Source organism: Leifsonia sp. EB41 (assembly GCF_041262565.1).
In the GTDB taxonomy this organism is placed as follows: domain Bacteria; phylum Actinomycetota; class Actinomycetes; order Actinomycetales; family Microbacteriaceae; genus Leifsonia.
The window spans coordinates 2,324,508-2,336,583 of the sequence record NZ_JBGCCJ010000001.1; the positions used below are offsets into that span (position 1 = coordinate 2,324,508).

12 protein-coding genes are annotated in these 12,076 nt (G+C 72.4%); 10 read left to right on the forward strand and 2 right to left on the reverse strand.

Going from position 1 to position 12,076, the window contains the following annotated elements; translation table 11 throughout:
- Positions 1-88: 88 nt before the first annotated feature.
- Positions 89-1,297, forward strand: coding sequence for an amidohydrolase (locus ABH923_RS11555; protein ID WP_370055508.1), 1,209 nt, complete (start codon positions 89-91; stop codon positions 1,295-1,297).
- A gap of 31 nt (positions 1,298-1,328) precedes the next feature.
- Here the strand turns inward: ABH923_RS11555 and ABH923_RS11560 are convergent, their stop codons facing one another.
- On the reverse strand, positions 1,329-2,663 hold the full coding sequence (locus ABH923_RS11560) for an MATE family efflux transporter (RefSeq protein ID WP_370055509.1): 1,335 nt from the start codon (positions 2,661-2,663) through the stop codon (positions 1,329-1,331).
- 176 nt (positions 2,664-2,839) lie between these two features.
- On the opposite strand from ABH923_RS11560, the gene ABH923_RS11565 reads away from it, so the two are divergent.
- Entirely contained in the window at positions 2,840-3,466 is a 627-nt protein-coding gene (locus tag ABH923_RS11565) for a hypothetical protein (protein ID WP_370055511.1), read from the forward strand.
- Between the two features lie 200 nt (positions 3,467-3,666).
- Here ABH923_RS11565 and ABH923_RS11570 read toward each other — a convergent pair whose 3' ends face one another.
- Positions 3,667-3,990: a hypothetical protein gene (locus ABH923_RS11570; RefSeq protein ID WP_370055512.1), complete on the reverse strand. Its 324-nt coding sequence runs from the start codon at positions 3,988-3,990 to the stop codon at positions 3,667-3,669.
- A 46-nt stretch (positions 3,991-4,036) separates the two neighbouring features.
- On the opposite strand from ABH923_RS11570, the gene ABH923_RS11575 reads away from it, so the two are divergent.
- From ABH923_RS11575 to ABH923_RS11610, 8 genes are all read left to right on the forward strand, one after another.
- Positions 4,037-4,213, forward strand: a complete 177-nt coding sequence (locus tag ABH923_RS11575) for a hypothetical protein (RefSeq protein WP_370055513.1) — start codon at positions 4,037-4,039, stop codon at positions 4,211-4,213.
- Between the two features lie 106 nt (positions 4,214-4,319).
- Positions 4,320-5,270, forward strand: a complete 951-nt coding sequence (locus tag ABH923_RS11580) for a hypothetical protein (protein WP_370055514.1) — start codon at positions 4,320-4,322, stop codon at positions 5,268-5,270.
- Positions 5,271-5,338: 68 nt separating this feature from the next.
- Positions 5,339-6,283, forward strand: coding sequence for an ATP-binding cassette domain-containing protein (locus ABH923_RS11585; RefSeq protein ID WP_370055515.1), 945 nt, complete (start codon positions 5,339-5,341; stop codon positions 6,281-6,283).
- Positions 6,280-7,977: an ABC transporter permease gene (locus ABH923_RS11590; protein WP_370055516.1), complete on the forward strand. Its 1,698-nt coding sequence runs from the start codon at positions 6,280-6,282 to the stop codon at positions 7,975-7,977. The genes ABH923_RS11585 and ABH923_RS11590 overlap by 4 nt, the downstream gene beginning before the upstream one ends.
- 8 nt (positions 7,978-7,985) lie before the next feature.
- Positions 7,986-8,459 carry a GbsR/MarR family transcriptional regulator gene (locus tag ABH923_RS11595; protein WP_370055517.1) on the forward strand — a complete coding sequence of 158 codons (474 nt, stop codon included), beginning with the start codon at positions 7,986-7,988 and terminating at the stop codon, positions 8,457-8,459.
- A 98-nt stretch (positions 8,460-8,557) separates the two neighbouring features.
- Positions 8,558-9,013, forward strand: coding sequence for a hypothetical protein (locus ABH923_RS11600; protein ID WP_370055518.1), 456 nt, complete (start codon positions 8,558-8,560; stop codon positions 9,011-9,013).
- 33 nt (positions 9,014-9,046) lie between these two features.
- A complete protein-coding gene (locus tag ABH923_RS11605) occupies positions 9,047-11,002 on the forward strand; it encodes a M13 family metallopeptidase (protein ID WP_370055519.1) in 1,956 nt (651 codons plus the stop codon).
- Positions 11,003-11,160: 158 nt separating this feature from the next.
- The gene (locus ABH923_RS11610; protein WP_370055520.1) at positions 11,161-12,075 is read left to right on the forward strand and encodes a serine hydrolase; all 915 of its coding nucleotides are present in this window, start codon (positions 11,161-11,163) and stop codon (positions 12,073-12,075) included.
- Position 12,076: the final 1 nt, after the last annotated feature.

Genomic DNA, 12,076 nt, shown 5'->3' on the forward strand with positions numbered 1-12,076 from the left:
ACCGCTCGGATCTCCTCCGCTGACCGACTTCCCGTGCCACAGCCCCACCGATCTCCTCCGTTGCCGACACCCGCATAGGGTGGACCGCATGGACCTCGAAGCCCTCTACCGCGACCTCCACGCCCACCCTGAGCTCTCGTTCCAGGAGCACCGCACCGCTGGCATCGTCGCCGAGCACCTGTCCGCCCTCGGTCTGGAGGTGCACACCGGCATCGGCCGCACCGGCGTCGCCGGCGTGCTCCGCAACGGCGACGGCCCGACCGTGCTGCTGCGCGCCGACATGGACGCGCTGCCCGTCCGCGAGGAGACCGGCCTCCCGTGGGCGTCGACCCAGACCGCGCCCGGCGACGATGGCAACCCCGTCCCGGTCATGCACGCGTGCGGCCACGACATCCACATCACCTGCCTGCTCGGCGCCGTCGAGCGCTTCGCCACCTCCACCGACGACTGGTCGGGGACGGTCGTGGCCGTGTTCCAGCCGGCGGAGGAGCACGGCGGCGGCGCGGACGTGATGGTCCAGGACGGCCTCTACGCGAAGGTCCCCACGCCGGACATCGTGCTCGGCCAGCACGTCACCCCGTTCCCCGCCGGCATGGTGGGCGCCCATCCCGGCCCCGCGATGGCCGCGGTCGACGCCTTCGAGGTGACGCTGCACGGCCGTGGCGGTCACGGCTCGCGCCCGGAGACGACCATCGACCCGGTGGTCATGGCGGCCTCAGCGGTCATGCGCCTGCAGACCGTCGTGTCGCGCGAGACAGCACCGCAGGACACAGCGGTGGTCACGGTCGGCACCCTCCACGCCGGCACCAAGAACAACATCATCGCGCCGTCGGCGACCCTCGGGATCAGCGTGCGCAGCTTCGACGAGACCGTCCGCGCCCGCGTGCTGGAGGGCGTCGACCGCATCCTCCGCGCCGAGCTGCTGGCCAGCGGCTCCCCGCACGAGCCGACGACGGAGTGGGGCGAGCGCTACCCGGTCACGGTCAACGATCCGGAGGCCACGGCCCGCGTGAACGCCGCGTTCGCGTCCGAGTTCGGCGAGGAGGCCGTCCTCGAGCCGGGTGCGCTGTCCGGCAGCGAGGACGTCGGCAACCTGGCGACGGCCGCGGGCGTCCCGCTCGTCTACTGGCTGCTCGGCGGTGGCGACCCGGAGACCGTGCGCGCGGCGATCGCGGCGGGGACCGTGGAGACGGACATCCCGTCCAACCACTCGCCGTTCTTCGCGCCGGTGGCGCAGCCGACGATCGACGTGGGCGTGCGGGCGCTGGTGGCGGCGGCGCGGGAGTGGTTGGGCTAAGCCGGAGGTAGCGGGGTGCGCCTGCGCCCCGCTACCGCTCCGCCCCCGCCCGCATCCACACCCGCCCGCGCGCCCGCAACCCCAGCGTCACCGCCCGCGCCCCGAGGTACCCGAACGCGAACGCCGCCGTCAGCGCCGCGAGCCCGCCCGCGTCAGGCGACCCCCAGGCCACCACCGCGAGCGCCAGCGGCACGAACACCGCGACGTTCAGCACCCCCGTCAGCGCAAGATAACGCGCGTCTCCCGCGCCGATCAGCACACCGTCGAGCACGAACACGTAGCCGCCCAGCGGCGCGCTCACCCCGATGATGGCGAGCGCCGCCGGCAGCAGCGCCGCCACCGACGGGCTGCTCGTGAACAGTCCCGCCGCGACCGGGCTGAGCGCGACGGTCGCCGCGCCGAGGACCACGCCGGCGCCGAGCCCCCACTGCACGCACCGGCGCAGGACCTCGCGGACGTCGCCGGGCTCCCCGGCGCCGAGCCCCTTGCCGACCAGCGCCTGCGCCGCGATCGCGAGCGCATCAAGGGCGAACGCGAGCGTCGCGAAGACGGTCATCGTCACCTGGAAGGCCGCGAGCTCGTCCGGTCCCAGCCGGGTCGCGCAGAACACGGCCAGCAGCATCGCCGCGCGCAGGCTCGCCGTGCGCAGGAACAGCCACCCTCCCGCGCGGGCGGTCCGGCCGATCCCGGCATGGTGCGGGAGCAGCGGTGAGCCGACGCGTCGCGCGTGCCGGACCACCACGACCGCGTACACGACGACCATCGCCCACTGCGCCACGACGGTCCCGAGCGCGGAGCCGGCGATACCGAGTCCGGCCAGATAGATGAAGCAGAAGTTGAGCAGGATGTTCGCCCCGAACCCCGCGACGGCGACTGCGAGCGGGGTGCGCGTGTCCTGGAGGCCGCGGAGCAGCCCGGTCATCGCGAACACGAGCAGCATGGCCGGGAGGCCGAGCATCGAGATCGAGAGATAGGTCTCCGCCTGGGAGGCGACCTCGGCCGACGCGCCGAACAGCCCCACCAGCAGCGGGGAGGCCGCCCATCCGGCCGCCGCGAGCACGACTCCGAGGGCGAGCGCCAGCCAGCTCCCGTCCACCCCGGCGGCGACCGCCCCCCGTTCGTCACCCGCGCCCAGCCGGCGCGCGACGGCGGGCGTGGTCGAGTAGGCGAGGAACACCATGAGCCCCACGACGGTCTGCAGGATGGCACTCGCGATCCCGAGCCCGGCGAGTGGCGCAACCCCGAGGTGCCCGACCATGGCCGAGTCGGCCAGCAGGAACAGCGGCTCGGCCACGAGCGCGCCGAGCGCAGGGACGGCGAGCTGCAGGATCTCGCGATCGAGCGGGCGGCGGGGGAGGACGTTCACGGCGGGGACAACGCTACCGCGAGGGGATGACACGGGCGGTGCCGGTGACCGATATCCCAATACCGTCCCGGAATACCGTCGCAGAACACAGCGCTTCCACCACCGGTCGCCGCCGAGCGTCCCGGTGACCTCGTGTCGGTCGCCCCGGTGTCGGTGGCTGTTCCTACAGTGGAGGGATGAGCCACCTGATGCCGGAACTGCTGTCCACCTGGTCCTGGCGTCTCGAGCGGGTCCGCAATGGGCGCACGGTGCTCACCAAGGGGCAGGCGGCGTCCGCGCGCACCGACCTCCTCCACGATCGGTCCGCGCATCCGGCCGACTACTCGGGCTACGAGGAGGAGTACAGCTCGGCTGTCGACGCGCTGGGCGTGCTCGCGCAGCAGGCCAACCGCAGCGACGACCTCCTCTCGGTGCTGCGTTCCGAGCGGCGGCAGGCCGACGGCCCGCCGCGCGAACGGTACGCCACAGCGCCCGACAGCGCGGGAGCGCAGCGCGCCTCCCTCGCCGCCGAGCACGATCGCGTTCCGGCGGGGCTCCCGGAGGCTCTGGACCAGTGGGTGCACCGGCTCATCCGCTTCCGCAGCGGCGCCAAGATCATCGCCCCGGTCGAAGCCGCGCGCGCCGAGATCCGGCTGCGCAACGAGGCCGACCTCAACCCGGGCGCCTACCGCAACGCGACCGCGGCGCCGTACTTCGGGAGGGTGATGCGGGAGCTCGGCGAGATCGCGACCTCCCAGCGGCCGGGAGTCCACCTCTCCCGCCGCGGGCTCCACCGCGGCCTCTCCGACGACTCGTTCCTGTGAGCAGGACGTCGGCGCGGCGCCGTCGTGCGGCGCCGTGGCCGGTCGCTGCGGTCGCGCTGCTGCTGGCCCTCGCCGGAGCGGGAGGCTACGCCGCGCTGAACGGCGGAGGCGCTCCGGCCGGACCGACGGCGGCAGGCGCCTCGACGCCGGCGCTCCCCTCCCCGCCCGGCGCCCGCACGGCTGCGGGCGTGCTCGACGCGTCAGGCGCACGTGCCGCGCTCGCTCAGCTCCCGGTGAAGGGCCGCGCGCCCGCGACCGGGTACGACCGCGTCGCCCGCTTCGGCGAGGCGTGGCTCGACGTCGACAGGAACGGCTGCGACACGCGGGACGACATCCTCGCCCGCGACCTCGCCGCGGCCACCCGGCGCGCGGACTGCGCGGTCCTCACCGGCACCCTGAGCGACCCGTACACCGGCCGCAGCATCGCGTTCACCCGTGGGGTGCAGACGTCGGCGCTCGTCCAGATCGACCACGTCGTCGCGCTGCTCGACGCCTGGCAGACCGGCGCCCAGGGGTTGAGCCAAGAGGGCGCGCGTCCAGCTCGCGAACGACCCGCTCGAGCTGCTGGCGGTGGACGGGGCGACGAACCAGGCGAAAGGCGCGGGCGACGCCGCGACCTGGCTGCCGCCGAACCGCGGATTCCGCTGCGAGTACGCGGCCCGCCAGGTCGCGGTGAAGGCGAAGTACGGACTGTGGGTGACGGCCGCGGAGGGCGCAGCGCTCAAGGGGATCCTGGCGGGGTGTTGAGCGCCGCGTCGGCACTGTGTCGGGCCGCGACCGGCCGCTACGATCAACGCATGCAGCAGCCAGAGCGCATGATCCCCGGCCAGTCCGGCGTCACCGCGGTGCGACCGTGACGCCCGCCGAGGCGGCCGCCCTGCTCGGGCTCCCCGAGAACGCGACGGAAGCGCAGATCGGCGAAGCGTACGCCGCACACATCGCGACCGTCCCGGAAAGGGACATCGCCGCCGTCGACGCGCTCGCGCGGGCGAGGGACGCCCTGCTCGCCGGGGTCCGCTGGCAGCCGCCGCAGAGCGCTGGTGCGCCGCAGGACTGGGGACGGCCGCAGGGTGGGACGACGCCGATCGGGCTCGGGACGCAGCCGGGAGGGGGAGTGCCGCCGACGCCGCCGGCTGGTGCGCCGCAGGGCGGATTCATGCCGCCGACGCCGAACACGAATCAGCCCGCCTATGCGCCTCAGCCGACTCCAGCGCCGCAGGGAGCACCCCGGCACGCCGCATACCCGCCGCCGCAGCCCGGGTTCCACTCGCAGACTGCCCCCGCGCCGCAGTACACCACTCCTCAGCAGCCCGCATACCAACAGCCCTACCCCGGCTACCCCCAGGCCCCCGCCCACCCCCGCAAACCCCTCTCCAACGGCGCCATCATCGGCATCGCCCTCGGCAGCACCGCCCTCCTTCTCGTCGTCCTGCTCGTCGCGGTCATCGCCCTTACCGGCAATGCCCAGCGCAGCCTCGCGGGCGCCTCCCAGAACGGCTCCGCAGCCGCGCCGTCCACGGTCCCGTCGAGCGGCGACCCGTCGGCGGCCGACCAGAGTTACGTCATCGACGGCGTGACGATCCAGCCGGAGCAGGGGTGGACCTTCCTGCTGACCTCCCAGCGCGACTGCCCCGCCGCCGAGGTGATCGTCGGATTCGCGGACACCGTCGACGGCGACTCCATCGATCAGCACACCGACACCGTGTCGCTGAAGGCGGGCGTCCCATACACCTACACGGTTCCCGACACGGCCTCCACGCACCAGTACGCGGGCATCGACGACCTGCAGTGCATCCCGACCTGACCCGGACACGCGTAAGGATTCCGTTAAAAGTTTTCACAATTTACTGAATCAAGCGTAGAGTCACGCACATGACCACAGTGATTGAGGCCTCGGGCCTCGAGAAGCGATTCGGCCGGGTCCGGGCACTCGACGGGCTCGACCTCACCGTCACCGAGGGTGAAGTCCACGGATTCCTCGGGCCGAACGGCGCAGGCAAGTCGACGACCATCCGCGTCCTCCTCGGCCTCGCGCGCTCCAACGGCGGCACCGCCCGCGTCTTCGGCAGCGACCCCTGGCGGGACGCCGTCGCCCTGCACCGCCGCATCGCCTACGTCCCCGGCGACGTCAGCCTCTGGCCGAACCTCTCCGGCGGCGAGGCCATCGACCTCCTCGCGCGGCTGCGCGGAGGCACCGCCGACAAGGCCGCCTACGCCGAGCGCAAGAAGCGGCTGATCGAGGTGTTCCAGCTCGACCCGACCAAGAAGGGCCGCGCCTACTCCAAAGGCAACCGGCAGAAGGTCGCGCTCGTCGCCGCCTTCGCGACCCCGGCCGACCTCTACATCCTCGACGAGCCGACCAGTGGACTCGACCCGCTGATGGAGGCCACCTTCAACGCCGAGATCGCCCGCATCTCCCGGGACGGCGCGACCGTCCTGCTGTCCAGCCACATCCTCTCCGAGGTGGAGCAGCTCTGCGACCGGGTCAGCATCATCCGCGAGGGCAAGACGGTCGAGACCGGTACGCTCGACGAGCTCCGCCACCTGACCCGCACCGAGATCTCGTTCGCGGCCGACGGGACGACGGACGAGCAGCTCGCCCGCATCCCGGACGCCCACGATCTGCGCACCGACAACGGCCGCGTGAAGTTCACCGCCGACAGCGACCGCCTCCCGCCCGTACTCGCGGCGCTCGCGGACCTGAACGTCAAGAGCCTGACCGTCGCCCCGCCGTCGCTGGAGGAGCTCTTCCTCCGCCACTACGGCGACGAGCTCGCCGGTGTGACCGAGCTGGAGGCGGAGGCGAAGGGGCGATGAGCACCACGACCACCGACCTCCCGGCCACGCGCGCCGGGCACACCGCGGTCCCTGAACGCGGACGCGTCGCGACCCTGGGCGTCCTGCTCCGCCAGCGCCTGCGCCGCGACCGCTGGCAGCTCCTCATCTGGATCCTCTGCATCGCGTTCCTCGCGCTGTTCTCGGCGGCGAGCATCGACCAGACCTACGGGTCGGCGTCCGGCCGCGCGGAGCTGATCCGGCTCGCGATCGCGAACCCGACGGTCCTCGTCCTCCGCGGCCTCCCGCAGGGCACGGGCCTCGCCGCGGTCACCTTCTTCGAGATCTACACCTTCCTCGCGCTGCTGGCCGGGCTGATGAACACGTTCCTCGCCGTCCGGCACTCCCGGGCGGAGGAGGAGTCGGGTCGCGCCGAGCTCGTCGGCTCGACCCCCGCTGCGCGGATCACCCCCACGGTCGCGACGGTCATCCACGGCGTCCTCGCGGACATCGTGCTCGCGCTGGCCACGGCGCTCGGCTTCATGGCGTCCGGTCTCCCGGCGTACGGCTCGCTCGTCGCGGGAGCCGCGGTCGGAGGGGCGGGCATCGCCTTCCTCGCCGTCGGCCTCCTGCTCGCCCAGGTGATGAGCACCTCGCGCGGCGCGAACGGCTACGCCTCCGCGGTCGTGGTGCTCGCCTGGGTGCTGCGCGGGATCGGCGACGCGATCGGCACGGTCACCGGCTCCGGCACGACGATGGTCTCCGGCTGGCCGACCTGGCTCACCCCGATCGGCTGGGGCGAGCAGTTCTCGCCGTACGTCCGCAACGACTGGACGCCGCTGCTCCTCCAGCTCGGCTTCGCGGCCGTGCTCCTCGCGGCGGTGTTCGGCCTCCAGGCCGTGCGCGACTCGGGTGCGGGAATCGTCCCGGAGCGTGCGGGCAGGCGGGACGCCCTCCCGACGCTGAACGGCCCGCTCGGGCTGGCCTGGCGCCTCCAGTGGCCGACCGTCCTCGGCTGGACGATCGGCGGCCTCGCCACCGGCGTGCTCGCCGGCGCGCTCGGCAGTGTGGTCAGCACGTCCATCGCGAACGACCCGAGCCTGGGGAACATCCGGGATGCCGTCGCCCACCTGGGCGCGGGCGGCTCCGGCCCGATGACGGCGCTCTTCCTCTCCGCGATCATGTCGATCGTCGGCGTGCTCGCCGCGGCGTGCGCGGTGCAGGCGGTCATCCGGCTGCGCCAGGAGGAGGTCGGCGGCTCGGCCGAGGTGATGATGTCGACCCCGGTCTCCCGGGTCCGCTGGCTGCTCGACTTCGTGCTGGTCGGACTGATCGCGATCGTGCTCGTGCTGCTGGCGGCGGCACTCGCGGCGGGCCTGTCTGCGACGGCGGCCGGGGAGAAGGCGACCGTCTTCAACGACGCGTTCGCCGCCGCGGCGGCCCAGTTCCCGGTGGCGCTCGTCTACCTCTGCGTGCTGACGCTGGTGTTCGTGGTGCTGCCGAGCTGGACCGTCCCGGTCGGCTGGGCCGCCCTCGGCGCCGGCGCCTTCCTCGGCATCTTCGGCGCCCTGATCAAGGTGCCGGACTGGCTGCGCCACTTCTCCCCGTTCGCCGACGCCCCTGTCGTCGTCGGGAAGGTCGATTGGACCGGTGGATACTGGATGTTCGGCATCGCGGTGGTCGCGCTCGCCGCCGCCGCGGCGCTCATCCGACGCCGGGACTTCGCGATCGGTTAGGGACGGGCATGGCCAGGGACGAACGGGCTCTGACGGAGATGATGGAGCACTCCGCGGCGGTGCTGACCGCCGCGGGGTTCCCGAAGATGCCCGCCCGCGTGCTGATGGCGCTCACGGTCACCGACTCGGCCGGGCTCACGGCGGCCCAGCTCGCCGAGCGGCTGGACGCGAGCCCGGCGGCGATCTCCGGGGCGGTCCGCTACCTCCAGACCCTCGGGATCGTCCGGCGCCTGTCGCAGAACGGCAGCCGCCGCGACCTCTACCAGATGCCGGCCGACTGGTACGCGCTGATGGTCCGCAACAGCCCGATCTACGGCGTGCTCGCCGACCAGGCGGACGCCGGCCTCGCGGCGGTCGACGACCCGGACGACCCTGCAACGGAGCGGCTGCGCGACATGGCCGGCTTCTACCGCTTCATGCAGGACCGGCTGCCGGAGATGCTGAACGAGTGGGAGCAGATCCGGGCATCCCGGGATGCGTGAGCGCGTCGGCACGCGGATCGGTTCGGCGACCGGCGTGCCTCGCCGACCGCTCGTGAACATCTGAAATGCTAATGATCGGACTCACCAGGGGGATCGACATGCGTTTCACCACTCCGGCGCGGAAGGCGCTGGTGGTCGCGGTGCTGCTCGCGGTCAACGTGGCGCTCGCGCTGCTGTTCGACGCCCTCCACTCGGAGCCGGCCTCCATCGTGCTGACCGTGCTGCAGGTCGCCGGGTGGTACATCGTCTCCAGGATGTTCCGCGGGCCGGGGGAGGCTGTGCGCGCCGCGCGCCCGTGGTGGCGGATGACGAACCGGCCGCTCCTGTCCGGGGTCTTCGGCGTCGGCTATGCGCTGCTCGCCGTGGTCAACATCGGGTTCTCGCTCGCCGGGTTCGGCAGCCTCTCCGGCACGGTCTCGATCCTCGCCGAGCTGGTCCTGGCGGCGCTCTTCCTGAACTCGTACGCCTGCCTCCGTCCGCGGCGCGGCGCGCCTCGACAGGTCCCTGCCCGGCGGCAGTCCCGCCCGCGCGTCCCCGGCGGCGCGCGCACCTGACAGGCGGGGCGCCCGCGCCGTAGGCTGGAGCGCATGACGCTCTCCTCCGGCATCGCCACCGACGAACTCGATCCCACGATCCGCCCGCAGGACGACCTGTTCCGGCACGTGAACGGCACCTGGATCGACCGTACAGAGATCCCCGGCGACAAGGCGCGCTGGGGCTCCTTCATGGAGCTCGCCGAGAAGTCGGAGGCCGCCGTCCGCGAGATCGTGGAGGCCGCGCAGACCGCCCCCGAGGGCACAGAGGAGCGCAAGTTCGGCGACCTCTACACGAGCTTCCTCGACGAGGACCGCGTCGACGCGCTCGGCGTCGAGCCGATCCGGGCGCAGCTCGCGATCGCCGACGACGTCGCCAGCATCCCGGAGTTCCTGAAGACCCTCGGCGAGCTGGAGCGGCACGGCGTCGGCGGCATCTACCAGCTGTTCGTCGACAACGACCCGGGCGACCCCAGCCGCTACCTCGTGTTCGCCGAGCAGGCGGGCATCTCGCTGCCCGACGAGTCCTACTTCCGCGAGGAGCGGTTCGCGCCGATCCGGGAGGCCTTCGCCGCGCACGTGCAGCGGATGTTCGAGCTGGCCGGCTTCCAGGACGCCCCCGAGCGCGCCCAGCGGGTCTACGACCTCGAGGTGGAGATCGCGGCGCAGCACTGGGACAACGTGACCTCCCGCGACTCCGAGAAGACCTACAACCTGTTCTCGTGGGCCGACGCCACGGCCCTGTTCGGCTCGACGGACCTGGACGACTGGGCCGCCGGTCTGGGCGCACCGCAGGGCGCGCTCGCCGAGGTGGTCCTGCGCCAGCCGTCCTTCACCTCCGGCGTCGCCGGCCTCCTCACCGAAGACAAGCTGCAGTCCTGGAAGGACTGGCTGGCCTGGCAGATCATCCACGACTCCGCCCCGTACCTGACCGGCGACTTCGTGGACGCCAACTTCGACTTCTACGGCCGCACCCTCACCGGCACGCCGGAGATGCGGGCCCGCTGGAAGCGCGGCGTCTCACTCGTGGAGGGCGTGATGGGGGAGGCCGTCGGCCGCATCTACGTCGAGAAGCACTTCCCGCCCGCCGCCAAGCAGGAGATGGACGAGCTGGTCGCCAACCTGATCGAGGCCTACCGGCAGAGCATCCAGAAGCTGGAGTGGATGGGCGAGGACACCCGCCACCGCGCCCTCGACAAGCTCGGCAAGTTCACGCCGAAGATCGGCTTCCCGGTGAAGTGGCGCGACTACTCCGCGCTCGTCATCGACCCCACCGACCTGGTCGCAAATGTGCGCGCCGCCGCGCTGTTCGAGTTCAACCGCGAGCTGAACAAGATCGGCAAGCCGATCGACCGCGACGAGTGGTTCATGACCCCGCAGACGATCAACGCGTACTACAACCCCGGCTTCAACGAGATCGTGTTCCCCGCGGCCATCCTGCAGTACCCGTTCTTCGACGAGAGCAGGGACGCCGCCGCGAACTACGGCGCGATCGGCGCGGTCATCGGTCACGAGATCGGCCACGGCTTCGACGACCAGGGCTCCAAGTTCGACGGCGACGGCAAGCTGGACGACTGGTGGACCGCCGCCGACCGTGCCGCGTTCGAGAAGCGCACCGGCAGTCTGATCGCCCAGTACGACGCGCTCGCCCCGGCGCAGGTGCCCGACCACCACGTGAACGGCGCCCTCACCATCGGCGAGAACATCGGCGACCTCGGCGGTCTCGGCATCGCCTGGAAGGCGTACCTCCTCTCGCTCGGCGGCGAGCAGCCTCCCGTGGTGGATGGTCTGAGCGGCGCGGAGCGGTTCTTCCTGAGCTGGGCGCAGGCCTGGCAGCAGAAGGGTCGCGACGAGGAGGTCATCCGCCTGCTGGCGATCGACCCGCACTCGCCGAACGAGTTCCGCTGCAACCAGATCGTCCGCAACATCGACGCCTTCTACGAGACGTTCGGGGTCGCGGACGGCGATGCGCTATGGCTGTCGCCGGAGGAGCGCGTGACCATCTGGTGACGCGTGGGGGAGTGCGTGAAAGGGATCGCCCAGCCACCCCTCCGGCGAGGTAACATCGTCCCTATCGCGTCGAGGAAACCCTGCCTCGCCGCGTCGCGGGCCGGGGGGACCGCAGCACGGACCGAAGCCCCGACTCGGAAGAAAGACCCAGCGCGACTGTGACGATCCAGACCCCGGAGACCGACCACCGCCGCCGGCACGCGAGCCCACGCCGTGGACGGCACCGCCGGACTGCTGCCGCCGCTCCGGAGGTGTTCAGCCGCGGCTTCGACGCGCTCGGCCGGCTGGCCATGCAGGGCGTCCAGGTCTCGGCGCGGGCGACGGACCTGTCCACCGGCGAGGTGCTGTTCTCGGTGGACGACCACGTCGTGATGCCGACGGCGAGCATCGGCAAGGTGCTCCTGCTGGTGGAGGTCGCCGCGCGCCTCCAGTCCCGGCAGCTCAGCCCGCTGGCCCAGCTCGACCGCGCCCCGCAGGACACGGCGGGGGAGTCCGGCATCTGGCAGCACCTCCAGGTCCCCGCCCTCCCGGTCGCCGACCTGGCAGCCCTCGTCGGGGCGACGAGCGACAACCTCGCGACCAACGTCCTGCTGCGCCGCGTCGGCCTGGAGGCCGTGAGCGCCCGCACGGAGTCCCTCGGCCTCACCCGCACCGCCCTCCTCGACCTGGTCCGCGACCACCGCGGCCCGGACGACGCCCCGCAGCTCTCGGTCGGCAGCGCGAACGAGCTCACCTGGCTGTTCTCGGCGCTGGCCCGCGGCGAGGTCGTGGACGCCGCGACCAGCCGCCAGGTCATCTCCTGGCTGTCCCTGAACAGCGACTTCTCCCTGGTGTCGAGCGCGTTCGGCCTCGACCCGCACTCGCACCGCCACCCGGAGCACGGCATCCTGCTGGTCAACAAGACCGGCACCGACGCGGGAGTCCGCAGCGAGGTCGGCGTGCTGCGCGGGCCGCGAGCCGGGGTGACGTATGCGGTGTCGACGTACTTCGACGACACCGCGCTGCCGGCGCGGCTGTCGGTGATCGACGGGATGCGGACGGTGGGGCTGGATCTGCTGGAGTATGTGTTCTGAG

What these genes read in the sequence shown, in the direction of transcription:
- ABH923_RS11555 (WP_370055508.1), top strand. Translation starts at nt 89, where the DNA reads ATGGACCTCGAAGCCCTCTACCGCGACCTCCACGCCCACCCTGAGCTC.
- ABH923_RS11565 (WP_370055511.1), top strand. Translation starts at nt 2,840, where the DNA reads ATGAGCCACCTGATGCCGGAACTGCTGTCCACCTGGTCCTGGCGTCTC.
- ABH923_RS11585 (WP_370055515.1), top strand. Translation starts at nt 5,339, where the DNA reads ATGACCACAGTGATTGAGGCCTCGGGCCTCGAGAAGCGATTCGGCCGG.
- ABH923_RS11590 (WP_370055516.1), top strand. Translation starts at nt 6,280, where the DNA reads ATGAGCACCACGACCACCGACCTCCCGGCCACGCGCGCCGGGCACACC.
- ABH923_RS11595 (WP_370055517.1), top strand. Translation starts at nt 7,986, where the DNA reads ATGGCCAGGGACGAACGGGCTCTGACGGAGATGATGGAGCACTCCGCG.
- ABH923_RS11600 (WP_370055518.1), top strand. Translation starts at nt 8,558, where the DNA reads ATGCGTTTCACCACTCCGGCGCGGAAGGCGCTGGTGGTCGCGGTGCTG.
- ABH923_RS11605 (WP_370055519.1), top strand. Translation starts at nt 9,047, where the DNA reads ATGACGCTCTCCTCCGGCATCGCCACCGACGAACTCGATCCCACGATC.